Annotated in this window: 18 protein-coding genes and 1 pseudogene; 10 read left to right on the plus strand and 9 right to left on the minus strand. The window is 70.2% G+C overall.

Translation table 11 applies throughout. The annotated features are described in order from the left end of the window. Both Q7A36_RS33145 and Q7A36_RS33150 read right to left on the minus strand, forming a co-directional pair. A partial coding sequence (locus Q7A36_RS33145; protein WP_305108082.1) for a calcium-binding protein occupies positions 1-1,309 on the minus strand: 1,309 nt, incomplete at its 3' end. Between the two features lie 229 nt (positions 1,310-1,538). Next, entirely contained in the window at positions 1,539-1,892 is a 354-nt protein-coding gene (locus Q7A36_RS33150; protein WP_305108083.1) for a hypothetical protein, read from the minus strand. A gap of 273 nt (positions 1,893-2,165) precedes the next feature. On the opposite strand from Q7A36_RS33150, the pseudogene Q7A36_RS33155 reads away from it, so the two are divergent. Together Q7A36_RS33155 and Q7A36_RS33160 are read left to right on the plus strand one after the other, a co-directional pair. Next, a pseudogene (locus tag Q7A36_RS33155) lies at positions 2,166-2,750 on the plus strand (IS6 family transposase); the annotation flags it as partial. Positions 2,751-2,830: 80 nt separating this feature from the next. Further along, on the plus strand, positions 2,831-3,022 hold the full coding sequence (locus Q7A36_RS33160) for a hypothetical protein (protein ID WP_305108084.1): 192 nt from the start codon (positions 2,831-2,833) through the stop codon (positions 3,020-3,022). 143 nt (positions 3,023-3,165) lie between these two features. On the opposite strand, the gene Q7A36_RS33165 is transcribed toward Q7A36_RS33160, so the two are convergent. After that, positions 3,166-4,509 (minus strand): aminotransferase-like domain-containing protein, encoded by a 1,344-nt coding sequence (locus Q7A36_RS33165; protein ID WP_305108085.1) that lies wholly within the window; start codon positions 4,507-4,509, stop codon positions 3,166-3,168. Positions 4,510-4,614: 105 nt separating this feature from the next. On the opposite strand from Q7A36_RS33165, the gene Q7A36_RS33170 reads away from it, so the two are divergent. The 6 genes from Q7A36_RS33170 (at position 4,615) to Q7A36_RS33195 (ending at position 11,140) form a co-directional block, all read left to right on the plus strand. Then, positions 4,615-5,787 carry an aminotransferase class V-fold PLP-dependent enzyme gene (locus Q7A36_RS33170; protein WP_305108086.1) on the plus strand — a complete coding sequence of 391 codons (1,173 nt, stop codon included), beginning with the start codon at positions 4,615-4,617 and terminating at the stop codon, positions 5,785-5,787. A gap of 5 nt (positions 5,788-5,792) precedes the next feature. Continuing rightward, positions 5,793-6,056 (plus strand): hypothetical protein, encoded by a 264-nt coding sequence (locus Q7A36_RS33175; protein WP_305108087.1) that lies wholly within the window; start codon positions 5,793-5,795, stop codon positions 6,054-6,056. Continuing rightward, positions 6,053-6,679 (plus strand): glutathione S-transferase family protein, encoded by a 627-nt coding sequence (locus tag Q7A36_RS33180; protein ID WP_305108088.1) that lies wholly within the window; start codon positions 6,053-6,055, stop codon positions 6,677-6,679. Before Q7A36_RS33175 ends, Q7A36_RS33180 begins: the two co-directional genes overlap by 4 nt. A 130-nt stretch (positions 6,680-6,809) precedes the next feature. Further along, positions 6,810-8,045, plus strand: a complete 1,236-nt coding sequence (locus tag Q7A36_RS33185) for an MFS transporter (RefSeq protein ID WP_305108089.1) — start codon at positions 6,810-6,812, stop codon at positions 8,043-8,045. An 87-nt stretch (positions 8,046-8,132) separates the two neighbouring features. Then, on the plus strand, positions 8,133-9,083 hold the full coding sequence (locus Q7A36_RS33190) for a site-specific integrase (RefSeq protein ID WP_305108090.1): 951 nt from the start codon (positions 8,133-8,135) through the stop codon (positions 9,081-9,083). A 341-nt stretch (positions 9,084-9,424) separates the two neighbouring features. Next, the gene (locus tag Q7A36_RS33195) at positions 9,425-11,140 is read left to right on the plus strand and encodes an N-acyl-D-amino-acid deacylase family protein (protein ID WP_305108091.1); all 1,716 of its coding nucleotides are present in this window, start codon (positions 9,425-9,427) and stop codon (positions 11,138-11,140) included. Between the two features lie 408 nt (positions 11,141-11,548). Here Q7A36_RS33195 and Q7A36_RS33200 read toward each other — a convergent pair whose 3' ends face one another. Next, positions 11,549-12,529: a Bug family tripartite tricarboxylate transporter substrate binding protein gene (locus Q7A36_RS33200; RefSeq protein ID WP_305108092.1), complete on the minus strand. Its 981-nt coding sequence runs from the start codon at positions 12,527-12,529 to the stop codon at positions 11,549-11,551. A gap of 126 nt (positions 12,530-12,655) precedes the next feature. Further along, on the minus strand, positions 12,656-13,558 hold the full coding sequence (locus Q7A36_RS33205; protein WP_305108093.1) for a dihydrodipicolinate synthase family protein: 903 nt from the start codon (positions 13,556-13,558) through the stop codon (positions 12,656-12,658). A 179-nt stretch (positions 13,559-13,737) separates the two neighbouring features. On the opposite strand from Q7A36_RS33205, the gene Q7A36_RS33210 reads away from it, so the two are divergent. Further along, a complete protein-coding gene (locus tag Q7A36_RS33210; protein ID WP_305108099.1) occupies positions 13,738-14,466 on the plus strand; it encodes a GntR family transcriptional regulator in 729 nt (242 codons plus the stop codon). A 271-nt stretch (positions 14,467-14,737) separates the two neighbouring features. On the opposite strand, the gene Q7A36_RS33215 is transcribed toward Q7A36_RS33210, so the two are convergent. From Q7A36_RS33215 to Q7A36_RS33230, 4 genes are all read right to left on the minus strand, one after another. Continuing rightward, entirely contained in the window at positions 14,738-15,772 is a 1,035-nt protein-coding gene (locus Q7A36_RS33215) for an alpha/beta fold hydrolase (RefSeq protein WP_305108094.1), read from the minus strand. Between the two features lie 9 nt (positions 15,773-15,781). Further along, entirely contained in the window at positions 15,782-16,744 is a 963-nt protein-coding gene (locus Q7A36_RS33220; RefSeq protein WP_305108095.1) for an alpha/beta fold hydrolase, read from the minus strand. A 647-nt stretch (positions 16,745-17,391) separates the two neighbouring features. Next, on the minus strand, positions 17,392-18,207 hold the full coding sequence (locus Q7A36_RS33225) for a GTA baseplate fiber-binding domain-containing protein (RefSeq protein ID WP_305108096.1): 816 nt from the start codon (positions 18,205-18,207) through the stop codon (positions 17,392-17,394). A gap of 9 nt (positions 18,208-18,216) precedes the next feature. Then, complete coding sequence (locus Q7A36_RS33230) at positions 18,217-19,071, minus strand: phage tail protein (protein WP_305108097.1); 855 nt, start codon at positions 19,069-19,071, stop codon at positions 18,217-18,219. A 322-nt stretch (positions 19,072-19,393) separates the two neighbouring features. On the opposite strand from Q7A36_RS33230, the gene Q7A36_RS33235 reads away from it, so the two are divergent. Further along, positions 19,394-19,987 (plus strand): septal ring lytic transglycosylase RlpA family protein, encoded by a 594-nt coding sequence (locus Q7A36_RS33235; protein WP_305108098.1) that lies wholly within the window; start codon positions 19,394-19,396, stop codon positions 19,985-19,987. The last annotated feature ends 140 nt before the right edge of the window (positions 19,988-20,127 follow it).

Genomic DNA, 20,127 nt, shown 5'->3' on the forward strand with positions numbered 1-20,127 from the left:
CGCTGAGCTGCAGATCCTCGACGAAATCCGGCAGCGCGAAGGAGACGGTGCTGACCACCGTGTCCGGGAAGCCGGAGCTTTGTAGCTCGACGACGACGTCGCCCGGGTCGTCCACGAGGTACGTGTCATTGCCAAGCCCGCCCTCCATCCGGTCGGCGCCGGCGCCGCCGTCCAGTGTATCGTCGCCGTCACCGCCGCGCAGGAGGTCGCTGCCTGGGCCTGCGACCAGTCGGTTCGCCGCAGCGCTGCCGATCAGCGTGTCGTTGTGGCTGCCGGTCCAGACGTCCTCGATCTCATAGAGCGTGTCGAAGACGACCGGCTGCTGGTCGAATGGGAAGAAGGAGGTGTCGATGAACTGCGCGAAGCCGGCGCTGAGGTCAGCGATCACCGGCTCCGTCTGCTCTGAGTAGTCCGCCGTGTCGGTGCCGTTGCCGCCTGTAAGGACCTCGAAGTCGCCCGACCCGCCCACCAGCGTGTCATTGCCTTCGCCGCCCCGAAGGTCGTCCCGGCCGGGACCGCCGTGAAGAAGATCGTTGCCGGCTGCACCCAGCAGGGTGTCGTTGCCGCCACGTCCATCGACGGAGTCGTTGCCGTCCAGCGCGTCGATGAAGTCCCCGCCCGTGCCGCCGAACAGCCGGTCCGGCCCCTCCGTGGGCAGCAGCTTCGCCAGCTCCGCCGGAGCCAGCTGCGGCCAGAGCAGGATGACAAAGCTATCGTCATGGTCCGCATAGGTCCGCTGGTGCAGTACCAGGTCGGGCTCGCCTGCGGTGCCCCAAGTCCGGAAGGAGCCGAAGGGAATAGCGCCCTCCAGGTGGATGTTGGAGGGGATGGCTGGGGGAGGGGGCTCCGGCTCCGGCGGCGCTCTCAGGGAGCCATCCCCTGCCGCGCCGAAGATCGGGGTTGTGGTCGTGACCGTGAGGCCCGGGAAATTGGCGGTGGTCGCGTTGTGGAAATGCGCATAGCCCGGATGGAAGACCTGCTGATCCAGCGGTGTGCCGGTGTAGGCGAGCATGATATCGAAACCGGTCCAGGCGGCGCCGCCCTCCACCGTGTCGACCCCAAGAGCGTTAGTGATTTCGATCTGCAGTGGTGTGCGCAATCCACCACCGTCGGTGGTTCTCCCGTTGCCCGCAGGCTCGCGCACCTCGATTGCCACCATGCCATGCGGGTTGTTCAGGAGGTCTGACTGATCGTAGCTGAGGGAGATGGTCAGGGGGCCACCTGAGGCTGCGGCGACCTGCACGTCATCGGGATGGATGAAGGTCCAGGTCTGCCCCGCCTCGGAAGACTGCACGCTCGTTGTTGCCATAGGTCCTCTCCTCCTTGCGCCCAGAGCCCGCTCCTGCGGCCAGGGGCGTTCCACACTTCCGTCGCGGCGTGGATCCGGCTGGCGCGGGATGCGGATGGAGAACAGGCCGGATGGTAGGCTGCGCTACTGTGAAGCAGCTCACATTTTGCAGCAGAATCTGGAGGCTTCTGTGAGGTCGCGGGGACTGCCTCACTTTTGGGGGCCGGAACGGACAGATGATCAGGGCTGTTCAACGCTCTGGAATGTTGACGAGGTCGAGGATGTAATCGACGCCACCAATGGCGGCGCGGAGGCGGTCTTGCGGAAATGAGCTTCGGCGATTGGCCTTGAGGATGTTGAAGGCAAAGCTGCGGAGACGTGCGAAGATGCCCGGATTGCAGCGGATGCGGGAGCGATCCTCACCCATGGTGACATCCCGGGTGTAGTGCGAGGTGTTCTCGACCTTCCAGTGGTCCCGGATGGCAGAGGCGGCGCGAACGGCTGAGATCACGGTGGTGGCGAGATAGAAGGCGGTCTCGGAGGAGCGATGCCAGAGACCGGTCTTGGCGTTGCGGGTGAGAACATCGCGCTCGACGCGGATCACGGCATCGATGAGGGACGCCCACTCGGTGTCGGCGAAGGCGGTGGCGGCGGGACCGCCTCATGTTTGGGGGTCGAAACGGGTAGGTGGTAACCTGCGGCCCGATGCTTTCCATGGGGTAGCGCGCGTGGCCTGGATTGTGCGGCTGGTGGAAACGGGCGCGGGTGGCAGTAGTGGAGTACGGACGGGACGGGAATCGCGCTCTGGTTGGGGCTTATCCGCGGATAGCCGCTCGCCGCTGTTCCGACCCCAAAACATGAGGCAGTCCCCTTCAGCTATGAGACCGTCCGCGAGTGGGAGGCGAAGCTCGCGCCGCTGCTCGCCGACGAACTGCGCCGGCGCCGTCGCGGCAAGGGCGGTGCGCGTGGCCGCCGGTGGCACGTGGATGAGACCTATTTGAAGGTCGGCGGTCGCTGGGCGTACCTGTATCCGGCCATCGACCGCGACGGCAACTTGGTCGACACGATGCTCAGCGAGCACCGCGACATGGCTGCGGCTCAGGGCTTCTTCCGCTCGGCCAAGTCGGTCACGGGTGTGACGCCTGATCAGGTCACCACCGACGGGCACGGCTCCTACCCGCGGGCGATCCGCAGCACGCTCGGCCGCGATGTCGAGCATCGGACCAGCGCGTATAAAAATAGCAGGCTCGAGCAGGATCACCGGGGCGTCAAAGGCCGAACACGATGCATGCGCGGGTTCAAGAGCTTCGCGTCAGCGGAGCGTTTCTGTCGAAGCTACGACGAGCTCCGCAACTTCCTCCGCCCCTGCACTCGCCACAACCAATACGTCTCTGCCCGCCGCCGTCGCCTGCTGCACCTCCGTCGCGCCACCAGTGTGCTCGCCGTTCTCGAAGCGGCGTAAGCTGACATTGGCTTTCGCCTCACGTCGTCGGGTCTGGCACGAGTTCTGACAAAACCGCATCCGGGGCGTATGCGGGCGTGGTGCCCGGCCTCATGCCGCTGGCGGGCACACTGGCCTTGGTGTTTGGTGTCGCGGCGGCGGTCTCCTTGCATGTCTGGTGCGCCTTCGGCGTTCTGCTCGCCCGCACGCTCCGGACCGAGGCGCAGTGTCGGGGCGTGAACATCGTGCTCGGCTTGGCTCTGACCGTGTCGCTGTTGCCGATGTGGCTTTGACGGGGCCGGCGCGATACCGCCGATCCAGGCCATTGCTGCCGGATTCAGCCGCCGCGCGCCTGCGGTTCGTCCTCCTGCATTCGAATGACCGCATGCTGCGCTGCTTCGCCTTGGCCCGGCGACTGGCCGGAGGCGGGATGGCCTCAGTCCAGCGCCTCGCCTCCCGGCCCTGCCTCCGCGAGCTGCGCGAGGATGGCGAGCCCCTGGCGCAGCTGATCGAGCGGGGGCGAGGCCAGGGCGACCCGCACGGCCGGCGGCGCATGTGCTGCGCCAATGGTGAAGGCCGCGGCCGGCGTCACCACGACGCCGCGGCGCAGTGCCGCCCCGGCGAAGCTCTCCGCCCGCCATCCGCCCGGCAGCTCCATCCAGAGGTGATACCCGCCCGGTCCCCGGCGGATTCGCAGCCTGCCGAGCGCCTCTGCCACGATCGCCTGCCGCCGCGCGGCGTCCGCGCGCTTCGCGGTCTCGAGGCGGGCGGCGGTGCCGTTGGCCATCAGCGACAGCCCGATCTCCAGCGGCAACCCCGTCGCCCCCCAAGCGCCGGTCCGAAGCGCGCGGCCGAGCTGCTCGGCCAGCGGACCCGGCGGCGCCGAGAGAATCCCGAGGGTGCAGCCAGGGCCTATCCGCTTGGACAGGCTGTCCACATGGATCACGCGCTCCGGCGCGAAGGCCGCGAGCGGCGGCGGTGCGTGCGCGTCGAGGAAGGCATAGACGGCATCCTCCACCGCCACAACGTCGTGGCGCCGGAGCGCGGCGGCGATCTCACCTCGTCGCTTCTCCGGCATGGTCGGCCCGAGTGGGTTCTGCAGCGTGGGTTGGACATAGACCGCCGCGAGGCCGCCCCGGCAGGCTTCGTCCAGCGCATCGGGGCGCATCCCGTGCTCGTCCAGCGCGATGGGCACGGGCACCAGACCAAGCCGCGCTGCGACCGCCTTCGCGGCCGGGTAGGTCAACGCTTCAAAGCCCACGCGTGCGCCCGCCGAGGCGAGGGTCGCCAGCGCCCCGGCCAGCCCCTGGCGGCCATTGCCGGCGAAGCGGATGCCGGCAGGATCCGGCGCCCAGCCGGGACGTGCGAGGGCGGCAGCCGCGGCGTCGCGCTTCGCCGGATCGGCGGCACTCGCGACCGGATCGAGCGCGGTGCGAAGCGCCTCGATGCTGCCGGCGAGGGCGGCCAGCGCTGCGGCCAGCATCGCCGGCTGCTCGGGCAGGACGGGCACGACAAGTTCGAGGTCGATCAGCCCCGCCGCGGGCGGCTCGCCAAACCCGGCGCCGGCTGGGCTGCTCCCAAGCCGAACATAGGTTCCGCGGCCGACCTCACCGATGACCAGCCCTCGGCGGCGAAGCTCCGCATAGGCCCGCGCCGCGGTGGACGGCGCAATGCCGCGCTGAAAGGCGAAGTGCCGCTGCGGCGGCAGGCGCTCGCCCGGGGACAGCCGCCCCTCGGCGATGTCGGCCGCGAGCCCGTCGGCGATGATGCGATAGTCCATGGCAATATTGCACCGAGGGCAATGTTCCGATTGCGCCGTATAGTGCGCGAGGCAAACCTCATGGTCCAGCGGCGATTGCACCGCTTGGCAGGGTTCCATTGCTCCATGTCCGCTGCCCTCGCATTCCCTACCTCCGCACCCCCCATCCGATCGGAGGGCATCTACCTGAACTCGGCGACCGCCGGCCTGCCGACCGCAGCCGTGCTCGATGCCATGGTTGGCCACCTCTGGCGCGAGGCCGAGATCGGCCCGGCCGAGGCGGCGGCGGAACAGGCCGAGCGCCTGCACGCCGCCTATCGGGCCGCGGCGCGGCTGCTTGGCGCGGCAGAGGACGAGATCGCCCTGCTCGAGAGCGGCAACCGGGCACTGCAGGCGGCGATCGGCGCCGTCCCTCTCGCGCCCGGCGACCGCGTCCTTGTCACGCGGGCCGAATGGGGCGGGTCGCTTGCCATGCTGTCCGGCCTTCGCGGCGTGTCCGTGGAGCCCTTGCCGACCCAGCCGGACGGCACGCTCGACCTGGCCGCGGCACGAGCCATGCCGAATGGCCGGGTGCGGCTGGTCCTGGCCACTTGGTGCCCGGCCGCGAACGGGCTGGTGAACCCGGCGGCGGAGATCGGCGCCCTCGCCCGCGAAGCCGGGGCCTTCTTCATCCTGGATGCCTGCCAAGCCGTCGGACAGATGCCGGTGGATGTCCGCGCCCTGGCTTGCGACGCCCTGGTCGCCAGCGGCCGGAAGTGGCTGCGCGGCCCCCGGGGTACGGCAATCCTCTATGCGTCCCGCCGGTTTCTCGGGCAGACCGCGACCCCCATGCCGGACCAGTTCGGCGCAGCCTGGGATGGCAGGGGCTGGACGCCGCGCCCCGATGCGCGCCGCTTCGAGACGGGCGAGGCCTCGTTCGCCGGTCGCCTCGGCCTCGGCGCCGCGATCGAAGGCGCGCTTGCCTTCGGCCCGGAGCGGCTGCAGGCGCGCATCGCGCAGCTGGCCGCGCTGATGCGCGATGGCCTGCGCGCACTTCCCGGCGTGCAGGTCCATGACGCGGGGTCCGCCTTGTCGGGGATCGTGAGCTTCACGCTCGATGGCATGGCGGCCGGCGCGGCGCAGGAGGCGCTGCGTCAGGCCGGCGTCTCGCTCGCGGCGCGGGGCGCCGCCTATGCGCCACTCGACATGGCGGCGCGCGGGCTGGCCGAGGTTTTGCGCGCCGCCCCGCATGTGTTCAACAGCGGAGCCGAGATCGCCGCCGCGCTTGACGCGGTGGCACGGCTTGCCACGCGGAGGTGAGTGCGATGGAACTGACACTCGGGCGGTTGTTCGTCGCGTTCCGGATCCTGCCGGCAAGGCAGCGCAGCGCGGGCTGGCTGCGCCGACGGGAAGGCCCGGCCGGGGAGACTGACCTCGCGCGCGGGATCCGCCTCTGGCGCGACAAGGCGCATATTGCCGGGCTGGAGCCCCGCATGCTGCGCGACGTGGGCCTCGAGCCCACGAATGCCGAGGACGACTTCGATGCGTGCAGGGTGAGGCTGGCCGTCTGGACGGCACTCTACCGATGACCCTCCGCCTGCTCGGCAAGGCCGCCTCGATCAATGTCCGCAAGGTGCTCTGGACCTGTGAAGAGGTTGGGCGCGCCTATCTCCGCGAGGACTGGGGCAGCGGCTTCGCGCCGACGCTCACGCCGGAATTCCTGGCGCTGAACCCGAACGGGCTGGTCCCCGTGATCGTAGATGGCGACCTCGTGCTGTGGGAGAGCAACACGATCTGCCGCTACCTCGCGGCCAGCGCCGGCACCGAATGGCTGCTGCCCTGCCATCCCGCCGCGCGGGCGCGGGTGGAGCAGTGGATGGACTGGCAGGCCACGGAGCTGAACACGGCCTGGCGCGGCGCCTTCATGCATCTCGTGCGCGGCCATCCGGCGCGGCTCGACGCTGCGGAGGTGGCCGGGATGGTGGCGGGGTGGAATGCGCGGATGGCCCTGCTTGACCGCCATCTCGCGGCGGGCGGCCCCTATGTCGCGGGCGAGGACTTCACCCTGGCTGACATCGTGCTGGGCCTGTCCACGAATCGCTGGCTGATGACGCCCATGGCCTGCCCGGAACTGCCCGCGGTCGCCGACTGGTACGCGCGTCTCAAGGCGCGCCCGGCCTTCCGCCGCCATGGCTGCAACGGGATCCCGTGACCGCGCTGGCCAGGAGGCCGGCCTCGATTCCGCAGGGTGAGCGCGGCTCGCCGCCGGTGACGAGAACTCGGTTCCTTGCCGCGTCGTCAAGGTCGAACCTGGCGAGGCATCGCACGGGAAAGGAAAGACGGTGACGGATGCGACGGGACGTCCCGGCCTGTGGCGGATCGTGCTGGTCGCGGCCGCGGTGATGGCCGTGTCCATGGGCCTGAGGCAGTGCTTCGGCCTGTTCCTCGGCCCGAGCACGGTGGAGCTCGGCGCCTCCGCCGCGGCCTTCGGTTTCGCGGTGGCGCTGCACAACCTCGTCTGGGGGCTGTCGCAGCCGGTCGTGGGCGCGCTGGGCGACCGGTTCGGGGCGCGCCCCGTGCTGCTCGGCTGCGGGCTGCTCTACACGGCGGGGCTCCTCCTCTTTGCCGCCTCGGGCAATGGCTTCGTGGCGCTGGACCTCGGCATCGGCTTGCTGACGGGGCTCGGCATTGCGGGCACCGGCTTCGGCGTGCTGCTCGGCGCCGTCTCCCGTGCGGCGCCGCCCGAGCGGCGCGGGCTGCTCGTCGGGCTGGTGTCGGGCGCGAGTTCCGCCGGCGTGCTGGTGCTGGCGCCGCTCGGCGAGGCGCTGATCGCCGCCGCGGGCTGGCGGGACGCGGCGCTGGCCTTCGCGGGAGTCTGCGGGGCGATGGTCGCACTCTCCCTGTTGCTCGGCGGCGCGCCGACGGGGGGCGCGGCGCAGCAGGCGGCAGCGCCGGCGCCGGGGGCATGGAATGCGGCGCGGACGGCCATGGCCCATCCCGGCTTCGTCGCCATGTCGGTCGCCTTCCTCGCCTGCGGCTTCCAGCTGATGTTCATCACCACCCACCTCCCGCGCTTTCTCGGGCTGTGCGGGCTCGCGCCTTCGGTGGGCGCTGCGGCGCTCGCGGTGATCGGCGTCTGCAACGCCATCGGGTCCTACGTCTTCGGCGTGCTTGGGCAGCGCTACAGCCCGAAGCGGCTGCTGGCCGGCATTTATGCGACGCGTACGGCGGCGATCCTCCTGTATCTCAACACGCCAGTCTCCGAAGCCAGCACGCTGGTCTTCGCGGCAGTGATGGGCGCGACCTGGCTGGGGGTCGTGCCGCTGGTCTCCGCTCTCATCGGCCGGCTCTTCGGCCTGGCGAACTTCAGCCTGCTCTTCGGGCTCGCCTTCGTCTGCCACCAGATCGGCGGCTTTGCGGGGTCTTGGATGGGCGGCATCGTGCTGGACGCGACAGGGGGCTACGACGCCGCCTGGTGGGCGCTCGTCGGCATCGGCGCAGCTGCCGCCCTGCTGCAATGGCCGATGGATGACCGGCCGCGCCCGGCGGATGGCCGCCCGCGGGAGGCAGCCATATGAGCGGCGCGGAGGATGCGGCGACGCCCCGGCGCTTCCGGAGCCTGTTTCGGCGTTGCCCAAATCGCCGCAAGTTGCTGCAATCCCGCCATGTCCGAACTCGCCCTGCTGCCCGACGCCGAGGTCGCCCGCGCCGCCACCTATGCCCGCCAGGCGCTCTCACCGGCGACGCTGGCCGCCTATGCCGCGGACTGGGCCGGCTTCGAGGCCTGGTGCACGGGGCGGGGCATCGCCGCCCTGCCGGCGACGCCGATCACCGTGGCGACCTCCCTCGCGGCCCTGGCGACCACCCATGCCGGATCGACGCTGCGCCGCCGCCTCGCCGCCCTCGGCCGCGCCCACCGCATGGCCGGACTGCCCTGGACGGGCTCCCACCCGGCGATCCGCGATACCCTGGCCGGCATCGCCCGCCGGCACGGTGCGCCCCAGCGCCGCGCCGCGGCGATCGGCACCGCCGAGATCCGCCGCCTCGTCGCCACCTGCACCGACGGTCTCACCGGCACCCGCGACCGCGCCCTGCTGCTGCTGGGCTTCGCCGCGGCGCTGCGCCGCTCCGAGCTGGTCGCGGTGCAGCGAGAGCACCTGACCATGACGCCAGAGGGGCTGCGGCTGCTGATCCCGCGCGCCAAGACCGATCAGCAGGGCAGGGGGGCCGAGCTCGGCATCCCGCGTGGCAAGAAACCCGAGACCTGCCCGGTGCGCGCGCTTGAGGCGTGGCTGCAGGCCAGCGACTGCCGCTACGGCCCGGTGTTCCGCAAGATCGACCGCTGGGGCAACCTCGAGACCACGGCGCTGCACCCCTATGCGCTCCCAAAAATCCTGGCGCGGCGGCTGGCGCTGGCCGGGATCAAGCCCGCCGGGCTCGAGCGGCTGTCGCTGCACGGGCTGCGGGCGGGCTTCATCACCGAGGCCTACAAGGCCGGGGCGCGCGACGAGACCATCATGAAACACAGCCGCCACAAGGACATCCGCACCATGCGCGGCTATGTCCGCCGCGCCAAACTCATCGACGAGAGCCCGGCCGGACTGGTCGGGCTCTAGCGCCGGGCAGCGTGGATGACCAAGCGGTCGCTCTCGTTGCGCAGCTTGGACAGGCTCTGGACCGAGTTTTCCGGAGCCGCCGAGTTTGACCCAACGGAAACTCCCCAGCATTTTCCACATAAGCTCGCGCCGAGCGCCAACCCGCTAGCCGCTAGCGCTGCTGGCGCGGTCGTAGCCCCAATCAGCTGCTGTCTCCGGCGGCTTGGCTGGGCGGCACATGCCGCCGCGCCCATTCGGGCGGTCAGCCGACTTCGTTCGCCGCAGGGCACGCCTCACCAGGGTTGGTGTGACAGGCGCCGCCTCGCCTGACACACTCCTCTGAAATCCAGGGGAGAACCGTCATGCATGACATCGTCTTCCGCGACGCGCTGATCGTGGACGGCACCGGCGCCGCGCCCTTCGCCGGCGACCTTGCCATCGAGAGCGATCGGATTGTCCAAGTCGGCGGCAGGGCCGCGGCCGGGCGGCGGGAGGTCCGTGCCGGCGGCCGGCTGGTCACGCCGGGTTGGGTCGATATCCACACCCATTATGACGGCCAGGCGACCTGGGACCCGGTGTTGCGGCCCTCTTCGAACCACGGCGTGACCACGGTGATCTTCGGCAACTGCGGCGTCGGCTTCGCCCCGGCCCGCCGCGAACATCACCAAGCGCTCATCGACTTGATGGAGGGCGTCGAAGAGGTCCCGGGCGTTGTCTTCACGGAAGGCCTGCGCTGGGACTGGGAGAGCTTCGGCGAGTACCTCGACACGCTGGACCGCATGCCTCGCACCGTCGATGTCGGCACGCAGCTCGCCCACCATCCACTCCGCGTCTACGTCATGGGCGAGCGCGCGATCCGGCGCGAAGCGGCGACGGCTGAGGACATCGCCGCGATGGAGCGCCTTGCCGCCGAGGCCCTGCGCGCCGGAGCCTTCGGCATCACGACAAGCCGCACCGACCAGCACATGACCCGCGCCGGGGAGCAGGTGCCGGGGCGCTATTCCGACCATGCGGAGCTGATGGGGCTGGCGCGCGCGCTCAGGGCCGCAGGCCGTGGCGCGCTCGGCCTCAATGCCGATTTCGAGGACGTGGACGCCGAGTTCGCCTGGATGCGCGACTTCGCCCGCACCAGCGGCCGGCCACTCTACTTCCTGCATTTCGACCGCGCGCATGACCGCGCGCGCCTGCCGCGCATCACCGCGGCAATCCGCGCCGCCCGCGCCGAGGGGCTTGTGCTGACCGGACAGGTCGGCGGGCGGCCGGCGGGGCTGCTGCTCGGCCTCTCGACCGACCTCAACCCCTTCATCCTGCGCGAGAGCTTCGCGGAGCTTGCCACCCTGCCGCTGCCGCAGCGGCTGGTCCACCTCCGCGATCCGGCGACGCGAGCGCGCATCCTCGCCGAGGAGGCCTCGCCTCGCCTGCTGCGGCTGCTGCCACCCCTCTCCCGCTTCATCGCCACGCGCTGGGAGGGGATGTTCGTGCTCGGCGAGCCGCCGGACTATGAGCCGACCGCCGAGCGCAGCATCGCCGCCATGGCCGAGCGCGCGGGCCGGACGCCACAGGACTACTGCTACGACTACCTGACCGCAGGCGAGGGCCGGCGGATGCTTTTCTTCCCGCTGGCCAACTACGCGACCGGCGACCACGCGGTGATCCGCGACCTGCTCTGCGACCCCCACACCGTCTTCGGCCTGTCGGACGGCGGCGCGCATTGCGGGTCGATCTGCGACGGCGCGATCCCGACCTTTATGCTGACCCACTGGGTGCGCGACCGCGCCCGCGGGCCGCGCCTGCCGCTGGAGTTCGTCGTGAAGCGCATGACCGGCGAGACGGCAGACTTCATGGGCCTCTCCGACCGCGGCCGCTTAGCGCCGGGGCTGAAAGCGGACCTGAACCTGATTGACCTCGCGGGGCTCCGTGCGCACCACCCGGAGATGGTCGCCGACCTGCCCGCCGGCGGGCGGCGGCTGATCCAGCGCGTGGATGGCTACGGGATGACGATGGTCTCTGGCCTGCCGGTCTTCGAGGAGGGCGAGGAGACGGGGGCGCGGCCAGGCGTGCTGCTCCGGGCGGGGTAGCCGGCGGCGCCCTTCCGCGTACTTGCCTCGTGCTTTCCTGGCCTGCGGCCGGCAAACACGGGCCGAGGTCGCGAATGCGGCCCGCCTGGCACGCGAAGGCGTACTCTCCGGGCATCTGCCGGAAGTGTGGCCGCCCTCCGGCTTCCGCCGGGATCGACCCGCCCCGGCGGTAGCCGCGGCCGGAAGGTCTACCGCGGCAGCCGACCCAAAGGCGACCTTCGTGCCCGCTGCTCAGAGGTCTGGTCTTGGAGGGCGAGCGGACATCGCTGGCAGGCGGTCGAGATTGGCGGCTCTGTGCCGATCTCGGCCACTCATAGGATGGAGCTGATTGCCCGAAGGCGGACGCTGCAGCCTCGTTCTGAGATAAAGCGATGAGTGGACTCAACGCGTGTTCAATCCGGTCATTGCCTAGTCCGCCTTCAGCCGCCCTTCTCGCACTGCCCGGCTGGAGATCGCATACTCCGCCTCCAGGATGCGCGCGAACTCCTCGGGGGTGCTGGCGTAGGCCTCGCTGCCAAGGTCACGGGCGCTCTTGATCATCTGCGGGTCGGCCACGGCCTGCCGGATCGCTCCCGCGAGGCGGTCCCGTAGCTCTTTCGGCGTGCGGGCAGAGACGAGGAGGCCGATATAGGTGGTGCCGTCGATCTCGCCGAAGCCGAGTTGCGACACCGTCCTCACCTCCGGCAAGGCGGAGTCGTTCGAAGGGCCGAGCACGGCCAGCGCCCGCAGCGCGCCGGACCGGATGTGCTGAAGAGAGCTCGTCACCTGGTCAAAGTGCACGTCGATCTGGCCACCGAGCAGGTCACTCAGGGCCGGGCCGGAGCCGCGATAGCTGACGACGGTGAACTTGGTGCCGAGCAGGTTCTCGAGCTGGATTAGCGCGAGGTGGTTAGGCGTGCCTGGCCCGGAGTGGGCAGCGTTGAGCTTTCCCTCCTCCGAGCGGGCATAAGCGGCGAAGTCGGCGAAGCTCCTGAACCGCGCGTCGTTGCTGCGGGCGAGCAGCACCATGGAACTCCGGTTGACGAGGCTGAGCGGGGCGAAGTCCGCGCGGGTGTAGGGGGTGCTCGTCATCTCCGGAACCGTGACGACGACGCCACCGCCGGCGAGGAGCAAGGTGTATCCGTCCGGCGCGCTCCGGACGACCTGCCCGGCGCCAACGGCGCCGCCCGCACCGGGACGGTTGTCGACCACGACCGATTGGCCGAGCGTCTTGCTGAGCGCGGTCGCAACGATCCGGCCCACGAGGTCAGTGTTCCCGCCTGGTGCGAAGGGCACGACGATAGTGATGGCCCGGCTCGGGAAGGCCTGGGCGCGGGCCCCTGACGGGATAGCGCCGCCCGCAGCGGCCAGGGCGCCGAGTGTGAGGAGCCCGCGGCGATCGAGTGACATCGTTCCCTCCGGTTCTGCTGCGTGCCGGGACCCACCCATGGCGGTCCCGGTTCTCCTTGGGGGCGGCCGAAGTGACCGCCTGGTTAGGCGGATGACGTGAGCGTCTTTTGCGGCGCCGCGTGACGCTCAGACGGCCTCCAGGACCTCGTAGCGGAGCACGGCTTTCAACGTCGCCTCGATGCGGGCGCGCTGTGCGTCGCTAGTGGGCGGCATGGGCGCGCGCGGCAGGCCAGCGTCGCAGCCCTGAAGCGTGATCGAGGTCTTGATGTTGGCCGGGAGGTTGTCGGCAGCGATGGCGTTCCAGAAGGCGAGCATCGCCTTGTGCATCTCGAAGGCTTTCTTGTGGTCCCCGGCCTGGACCGTGTTCCACAGCGCCACGGAGACGCCCGGGATGGCGGCTGGCGTGGCCGCGATCGTGCCATGCGCGCCGAGCGCGAAGGAGGAGTAGAGCAGCGCGTCGATCGCCGAGTAGATCTTGCAGCCATCCGGCACGCCGAGCAGCAGATCGGCCATCAGCTTCAGGTCGCCTTGGCTCTGCTTCACGCCCTGCACGCCGGGCAGCTCGCTCATCAGGCGGATGAGCTGGGCCGGGGTGCAGTAGTTCCAGGGCACGACGTTGTAGATGATGACCGGCGTGCCGACGGCATCGGTCAGCGCCTTAAAGTGGCGGAAGGTGGCGGCCTCGTCCGGCTTGAAGAGGTAATGCACGGGCGTGACCTGAAGCGCCGCGACGGGCAGGTGCTCGATCGCCCTGGCGCGGTTGATTGCGTCGCGGGTGCTGTTGGAGATGATGCCGGCCACGATCGGAACGGCCCCGTTCACCTCCTCGGCGGTGATCTCCATGATCCGGCGGAACTCGTCGGGGGTGAGGGTGTGGCCCTCGCCGCTGCTGCCGCCCGGGCAGACGCCGTGGACGCCCTTGGCCAGGTTGAAGCGGACCACGTTGCGGAAGGCCGCTTCGTCGATCTCACCCTCCGCCGTGAACGGGGTGACCAGGGGCGGGATGACGCCGGTGAGATTGAAGCTCATGGACAATTCCTCCTTCGTCGGTGCGCTGGTCAGGCCACGAAGCACCGTGGCAGCAGCCTGACATGTCAGTAACCTGCCTTGCGCCATGCTGACATGTCAACCACCTTTCAATCCGCTTGGCAGGGTTGACGGGCAAGCGCGATACTCAGCCTCACAGACCAGGAGCACGCGTGCGAACGATGGCCAGGGCGGAGACAGCAGCGGCTGGCGAGGCGAACGGCAAGGGCGCCGTCCCGGCGACCCAGCGCAGCTTGGCTTATCAGGGATTTCGGCAGCAGATCATCGATGCCCGTATCCGGCCGGGGCAGTTCGTCTCACAGCGGGAACTTATGGAGCTGCTCGGCATGTCGCTCGCGGCGGTGCGGGAGATGGTGCCGCGCCTGGAGGCGGCCGGGCTGATCCGGGCCGTGCCCAAGCGCGGCCTTCAGGTCGCCCCCGTCGACATGAAGCTCATCCGCAATGCCTGGCAGGTTCGCGCCATGGTCGAGCGTGAGGCGACGCTGCATTTCGCCCGGACGGCAATCCCCACCGTTATCAACGAGCAGATCGCCGCTCATGAAGCCATCCTAGCGCGGGCCCTGGCGCCGCAAGCCGACGCGTCACTGGAGAAGGATGCGCAGGCCGTCGATTGGGGCCTCCACGACATGATGGTTGATGCAATCGGCAACGAGATCCTGTCCGAGATCTATCGCGTCAACAGCCTGCATGTTCGACTCATCCGCTTCGACGCGGAGGCGCTCCGCCCGATGCAGGTGTTGCCCGCCATGCGTGAGCACCTCGCCATTTTGCAATCTTTGGCTGACGGGCGCGCGGATGAGGCGCTCGACCGCATGATGGCGCACATCGAGAGCTCCAAGCGTCGGGTCATCGAGGTGATGACGCAGGCCGGCGGGCACCTTCCCGCGTGATTTCTTGTGCGGCATGTCCGCTTTCTCGCGTCCATCCGTGAGAGCTGACCGGCAGCTTTCTTGCCAGACCACGCCCTGCAGTTTGAGCCCAAGCGGGCTGCTTCTATGTCCGCTCACGAAGGTAGAGCAGACATCCGGGAGGTGAGCCCTCTACCGCCGCTTTCCGCCCTTCTCGGACCTTCGCGCATAGCGTCCTCATCGGCCGGGCCGTGAAAGGCGGACCGAGCGGCAAGGGCCCGCCCCGAACGCCTGTCGGGACAGGCCATCCGTATCACGCGACTGCGTTCGCACCACCTCTGGCCATCGGGGCTTTGGATCCCGGCGCCTGTGAAGCGATCGGGTCAGCAGCACTCTCCGTCGTGAGAATGGCCGCCACTACCCGGTCCGTTGCAACGTGGTGAACCATGTGCCCGGCCCCGCTGATGATATGCAGGGTGCTGCCGGGGATCGCCGCTGCCAGCCGTTCAGAAAGCCGGTGGCTGACGATCTTGTCGCCGTCGCCGGCCATGATGGTCACCGGCATGGCCAGCGCGCCGTAGTGGCCCTGCAGCCGCATCGCGTCCGGCACCATCCAGGTGCCCTCCATGCACATCGCCCGGATCTGGGAAGGTCGCATGGCCATCGCGGTCGAGTATTCCGCCTGGAAGCGGGACGTGACCGGCGCAGGGGCGAACATGACGCGCTTGGTGAGGGGCATTGTCAGCCAGCCGAAGATTGGTGAGACGGTGTAGCGCAGGATGTCTCCCAGCACAGGGATCGCTCCTGGCGCCACCATCAGCGCGTCCAGGCGGAGCGTCGGGAAGTAGTAGCCGGCGAGCAGCACGAGCCCGGCCGTGTCACTGGGGTGCCGGATGGCGAGCGCGAGGGCCACCAGCGTGCCCCAGGAATGGCCTACCACTACTGGCCGCTGTACCCCGAGCTGGACGAGGGCCTTGTGCAGCAACTCCGCCTGCTCGAAGGCTTCCCAGGGGCGCCAGCGCGGCCGGTCGCTGTGACCAAAGCCGGGTCGGTCGAAAATCACCACGCGGCAGGTGCCGAGCAGCCGCTCGGCCACGTCGCTGGTATTGTAGTCGTCCCCGGTCACGGCATTGCCGTGGATCAGGACAACGGGTCGCCCGCTGCCTCGGTCACTGTAGTGCAGCCGCACACCGTCCACCTCGATGAAGGCCCCCTTTGGCGGATGGCGCCGCTCTGCCCATTGCGCGGCGGCGGTGTTCAGCGCCGCCAGGATGACGAGGATGACCGCGACCGCAAGGAGGACGCCCTGCCAGGTCCAGGGGTCTTGCGCGCTTCCGAGAAGGTCCATGTCCGTGTCTCACCTGCTGGGGGCCGAGAGGGCTATCGTCACCGCGCAATGGCCGCACGCGGCGCCACGGAGCGGAACGCCGCCGCGGGAGGTCTGCTGGTCAGCAGGGCACGGCAGGCGCAGTGCGGTGCGGCCCGAGGTTTGCTGGGCGGCCCCTGCGACATCCTCGACGGCGTCGGCCACCACGCCGGCGCCGCCGTGGTGCACCATGTGCCCCTGTCCCGAGACGACCCGCAGCGTGCTCCCCGGCACCTCGCGGTGTAGGCGGATCGAGTGCAACCCGGTATCCACGACGCGGTCCTCGGCGCCTGCCACGATCGCCACCGGCAGCCGCAGCTCGCCGTAACGGTGCTCGAACTCCGCCGCCGATGGCATGAGGAAGCCGCTGTCCTCCGCACTCGCCCGGATGTGCGCGGGGCTGAGGGTCAGGCCAACGGGGAATCCCGCGGCGAAGCGCGGCGGCACCGGGGCGGGGTCGAAGGCTTTGGCGATCAGGCCCGGCGTGAGCATCGCCCCGAGAACGGGCGCGACCGTGTAGCGCATGGCGTCACCCAGCACCGGGACTGCGGGCAGTGCCGCGAGAGCGGCAGATGGGCGAGGGACCGGGTAGTAGTAGCCCGACACCAGAACGAGGCCGGACACCGCGTCGGGACGGTCGAGCGCCAGGGCGAGCGCAACGAGAGTGCCCCAGGAGTGGCCGACCACGACCGGCCGCTCGACCCCGAGCCTCACAAGCGCCGCGGCGAGCACCCCTGCCTGAGCTTCCGGCGTCCATGCCCGGTCGCGCGGCCGCTCGCTCCGGCCGTAGCCGGGTCGGTCAAAGGCGATGACCCGGTGCCGCGCCGCGGCGAGGTCGAGCAGGCCGCTGGAGGTGAAGTCCTCGATCATCGAGCCGTCGCCATGCAGCAGGACCACCGCTGGTTCGCCCGTGCCCATCTCCACGAAGCGCAGCTTGACGCCGGCGGCCTCCACGAAGCGCTCCAGCAGCGGCGCTGAACCCCGCGGTCCGTCCGGTTGCGCCTCGGCGCCTGTAGTTGCGGGACCGTCCGCTGGGGAGGTGCACGCCTGCAGGACCGACGTGGCCAAGGCCGCTGCGAGGACCACGGCGATCCTGGCCAATCCCGGCCTGGATCTGGTTCGAACGGGGTCGGGGGCCGTCAGGCCATCACCCTGAGGGCGAACTCGGGGCCATGGCCCCCGGGGCCGGGAGGGACCATGGGACTGTGAACTCCTCGATGAGCAAGGGGCTGCTGGCGCGGGTGATGTCCAGCCGCCTGAGGACGGATTGCCCAAACGGTCTGCCGCCCTGGGCAACGGCACGACAACAGGCTGTGCCAAGCGCGGTTCCCCAGCCGACTGCGCGGCGCGGGGTTGTGTTGCAAAGTTTGCGACGAGCCGTGGGTGGTCGTGAACGACCTCGACAGAGCCTGATCAGGCGGCGACCTGGAACAGCTCGGCGACGAAGGAGGCTTGGGCCCGACCTGCTGCACGACGGGCTGCACCAGGGCGTCGAGCCGGTTCAGCCCGGCGGCGTGGGTGACCTCCTTCTGCCCCTGCTGGGCGGCGATGTAGGGCAGCGCGAGGCGGGGCGTGGTGGTGCCGGACATCGGGGCTCCCCTTCAGATCGTGGCTGTGCGCGGTGTGCCGCGGCCGACCGTCTCGCTCAGCTGGGTGATGCGGACGGTGATGGCGGCCTGCGCTGCGCCGAAGTCGGCGGCCTGCTCCGCAGCGGTGTAGGTCGCGGCCGGCGTGGTGGCGGCAATGGTGCGGACTACCGTGCTGCCGCTGAGGACCTCGACCTCGTAGCGCTCGCTGGCCTCGCCGAGCGGCACGTCGGCGCCGTCGCTCCAGGCCGAGGGGATGCGAGTGCGGCGGATCCAGCTGATGGCGAGGTTGGCCGCGGCATCGCGGGTGCCGGCGATATGCACCGGCGACAGCGGCCGCAGTCCCTCGGCGGTGTTGCTGAAGGCGCTGGCCGCGACGGCGCTCTCGGCTTGGTACAGGCTGGCCGCCTTGTACTGCCGCATGAGCCCCCGCAGCGCCAGGCTGTCGCGCACCCGATCGAGCCCCGCTCCGCCCGAGAGCAGCACGAAGCGCTCGCCGGCGGCGTGCGTGGCCGTGCGATGGTCGGTGCCGAGCCGACCTCGCAACAGGCCGGAGAGGCGGTAGGTGGCGGGCGCGATCAGGCTGGCGGTGCGGAACTGGAGGATCTCGTCGCCGACCAGCGCGGCATTGGCCCCGGCCAGCACCTCTGCCTCGGTCACGCTGGCGAGGCTGCTGGTGATGTCCAGCAGCATGACATCGAGGTTGGCCGCCTCATCCCAGAAGCACCAGGGCCCGTTCGGCAGGATGGTCTGGCACGTGCCGATGATAGCCGGCTCGGCTGCCGCGAGTACCTCGTCGTAGCTGGTGCCATCGGCGCTGCGGAGCAGCACGCCACTGCGCTAGCCGGCCGGGCCGCCCAGGACAGCATAGAAGCCGGCGTCGTCGTCCTCGGCCCGCAGCAGCGGGATGTCGAGCAGGTGGGCGGTGGTCGCGATAATGGTGGGTGCCGGGTTGGCCGGCAGGGTGCCGGTATCGGCGGTGGCGGTGTAGGGCGCCCAGAGCCCGGCCTGCTCCACCACCGCCTTGAGCTGCACGAGACCATTGGCCCCGACCGCGACCGAGGTGACCGCCAGCCGCCGCCAGGCGCCGCCGAACAGCAGCTCCAACCCCTCGCCGGCCTGGATCCAGCCGTAGCGAGGCGGCAGGGTGAGCCCCTCCAGGCTGGTTCGGGCCGCCCAGAGATCGCGGTGCGCCTGCTCCGCCCGGGCCTTGGCGAGGGAGGCGTCGAGCACCATGGCGAGCTCGGTGGTCTGGCTGCCCTGGCCGGCGCCGGTGCTGCGCCAGGACCGCGCCGTGTTGCTCTGGTAGTCCCGCGCCGGGTCGAGGAAGACCAGCTCCAGCACCCGTGGGAGGGCGCTCTCCTCGGCCCGGGCGGCCCGCCAGGGCTCGGCCGGCGGGCGCTCGTCCTCGGCGGCCCCGAGCGCCGCCACGTCGATGCCGGCGATGGGCAGGGTGCCGCGCGGACGCAGCTGCGCCCCGCCCGGCACGGCCGAGGCGGTCAGGACGGCGCCGACCATGATCTCCTCGAAGGCGGCGCGGGCCGTGGTCTGCCGCGCCACCACGAAGCCCTGCGGCGGCTCGGCCACGGAGGCCACGTCGAGGGTGGTCACGCCGGCCCGGCCGGCGAGCGTGGCGGCGGCGATGGAGACGGCCGGGGTGAGCCAGCCATCCTCGACGCAGGTCATGGATTGCATCTATGCCCGCCCGCACACCATTGCCATGCCCGGTAGCGACTTGGACAGCATCGCTGCTGATTCAGCTTGGCTGTCGCACGTAGACGAGGCGAGCGCAGGTTTAGGGTGATTTCCATGCGGGCGGTCGGTGGCAACTCTATCGAGCAGGCTGCCAGTGGGGGCGGGCGGCAGGAAGGCATGTTCCGGCTGACCTCCGCTCAGACGCTCCGGGTGCCCACCAACCGGACCAAGGCGCATTCCAAAGCCTGACACGGCCAGAGCTGAACAGGGCACGTCGAACTCGGCCAGTTGCCGGGCGTCTGACTGGCCAGGGGGACTGCCGATGAAGTGTCTTGGTATCCTGCTGGTCTGTGCGCTGGTCGGGTGTGGATGGGTGTTCCCGGCCGAAGCCGCGGGTGAGCGTCGCCGAGGCGTCGCTGCGCACGCGACTGAAAGCAAGCCTGACCATTCAATGCATGCGGTGCGGCGGAAGGGCCACCACGCCCTGAACTCATCCGGTCGTGGGCACCGCTCAGCCAGAGTGCGGCTGACACCTGGCCGCGAGGTCATCGACCATTCGGGCCGGCCACAGCGCGGGCGAGCCTCCTACTACGGGCGGCAATTCAACGGCCGGAAGATGGCCAATGGTCAGCGCTTCCGTCCGGACTCGAATATCGCCGCGAGCCGGAGCTTGCCGCTCGGCACGGTCGCCAAGGTCAAGAACCTGGAAAATGAGCAACAGACGACCGTGAGAGTGGAGGATCGTGGCCCCTATGTCCCGGGCAGGATCCTGGACGTGGCCCCGAGGGCAGCTGGCGACCTTGGCATGCGCGAACAGGGCGTCGCGCCGGTGGTGGTCGAACCGGTCGCCGTGCCCCAACCCGATGGAAGCGTGAAGCCTGGGGATCCCGTCCCGCCCAGTCAGGGGCGGCGATAGCAGGCCGGACCTGCCACGTCAGTCCTTCTTGGCCTTCCGCTTCGCGGGACTGCCGCAGAAATGGGGGTCACGCTGCGGTAGCGACTGCCGGGTGCCGATCGTTGGCGGCCTGAAAGCGCTGGCCGAAGCCGGTGCCGAGT

Source organism: Paracraurococcus lichenis (genome assembly GCF_030657435.1).
GTDB lineage: Bacteria > Pseudomonadota > Alphaproteobacteria > Acetobacterales > Acetobacteraceae > Paracraurococcus > Paracraurococcus lichenis.

Bases quoted from the DNA above. Each gene is read 5' to 3' on its own strand.
- Q7A36_RS33170 (WP_305108086.1), top strand. From the start codon at position 4,615: ATGTCCGCTGCCCTCGCATTCCCTACCTCCGCACCCCCCATCCGATCG.
- Q7A36_RS33200 (WP_305108092.1), bottom strand. From the start codon at position 12,529: ATGTCACTCGATCGCCGCGGGCTCCTCACACTCGGCGCCCTGGCCGCT.
- Q7A36_RS33230 (WP_305108097.1), bottom strand. From the start codon at position 19,071: ATGCAATCCATGACCTGCGTCGAGGATGGCTGGCTCACCCCGGCCGTC.
- Q7A36_RS33215 (WP_305108094.1), bottom strand. From the start codon at position 15,772: ATGGACCTTCTCGGAAGCGCGCAAGACCCCTGGACCTGGCAGGGCGTC.
- Q7A36_RS33165 (WP_305108085.1), bottom strand. From the start codon at position 4,509: ATGGACTATCGCATCATCGCCGACGGGCTCGCGGCCGACATCGCCGAG.
- Q7A36_RS33190 (WP_305108090.1), top strand. From the start codon at position 8,133: ATGTCCGAACTCGCCCTGCTGCCCGACGCCGAGGTCGCCCGCGCCGCC.
- Q7A36_RS33235 (WP_305108098.1), top strand. From the start codon at position 19,394: ATGAAGTGTCTTGGTATCCTGCTGGTCTGTGCGCTGGTCGGGTGTGGA.
- Q7A36_RS33180 (WP_305108088.1), top strand. From the start codon at position 6,053: ATGACCCTCCGCCTGCTCGGCAAGGCCGCCTCGATCAATGTCCGCAAG.
- Q7A36_RS33205 (WP_305108093.1), bottom strand. From the start codon at position 13,558: ATGAGCTTCAATCTCACCGGCGTCATCCCGCCCCTGGTCACCCCGTTC.
- Q7A36_RS33210 (WP_305108099.1), top strand. From the start codon at position 13,738: ATGGCCAGGGCGGAGACAGCAGCGGCTGGCGAGGCGAACGGCAAGGGC.
- Q7A36_RS33195 (WP_305108091.1), top strand. From the start codon at position 9,425: ATGCATGACATCGTCTTCCGCGACGCGCTGATCGTGGACGGCACCGGC.
- Q7A36_RS33175 (WP_305108087.1), top strand. From the start codon at position 5,793: ATGGAACTGACACTCGGGCGGTTGTTCGTCGCGTTCCGGATCCTGCCG.